1 protein-coding gene is annotated in these 717 nt (G+C 40.9%); it reads left to right on the top strand.

Annotated elements, in window-relative coordinates; all coding sequences use genetic code 11:
- Nucleotides 1–680 (top strand): transposase (locus tag I6F53_RS20180; RefSeq protein WP_197240944.1); only part of this gene is annotated, 680 nt, incomplete at its 5' end.
- Between the last annotated feature and the right edge of the window lie 37 nt (nt 681–717).

The following is a 717-nucleotide window of genomic DNA, read 5'->3' as shown; positions in this document are numbered from 1 at the left end:
CAGACAAGTCAGACGCCACAATGCTTGCTCGTTATGGTCATGACCAACAGCACTCACTTTTAAGTTGGCAGCCTGAGCCTGTTGAAGCGAGAGAGTTAAAAGTAATGACGCGTAGACTTGAAGCACTTGAGCAAGACTTACGTCGCGAAGAAAATCGTTATGAAGCCGTTGGTTTCTCAGGTGCATCTACTCGAGTTACTCAGTCAATTGAAGATATGATAGCTGTACTAAAAACTGAGATAGGCAAGCTAAAAAATGACATTGATGAGCATATTGATAGACACCCGCAATTAAAAAAGAACCGCAAATTGCTTCAAAGTATCAAAGGTGTTGGAGAGGTAATATCACGTATGATGGTGTCCTTGCTGGCATGTAAACAGTTTAAAAATGCCAAGCAATTAGCTTGTTACTTAGGCTTAATACCTAAGCTTAATGAGTCAGGCAAACGGGCTGGAAAAACAACCTTAAGCAAAGAAGGGCCTGGGTATATAAGGGCTAAATTGTATATGGCTGCTGTAGTCGCTGTACAACATAATCCAGATATAAAAGCCCAAAATAAGCGATTAGTGGGGCAAGGTAAAACAAAAATGCAGGCAATTGGTGCTGCAATGAGAAAGCTGACACATATCTGTTTTGGTGTTGTGAAGAATCAAACTGAATACCAGCCTCAAGCTATTTAAAGAAAGCTTGAGGCTGGTTAGAAGAGATGGTATCTAC

The sequence above is a fragment of the Pseudoalteromonas sp. SWN29 genome (assembly GCF_015864465.1).
Taxonomy (GTDB): domain Bacteria; phylum Pseudomonadota; class Gammaproteobacteria; order Enterobacterales; family Alteromonadaceae; genus Pseudoalteromonas.
This window is presented reverse-complemented; position numbering and strand designations above follow the sequence as displayed.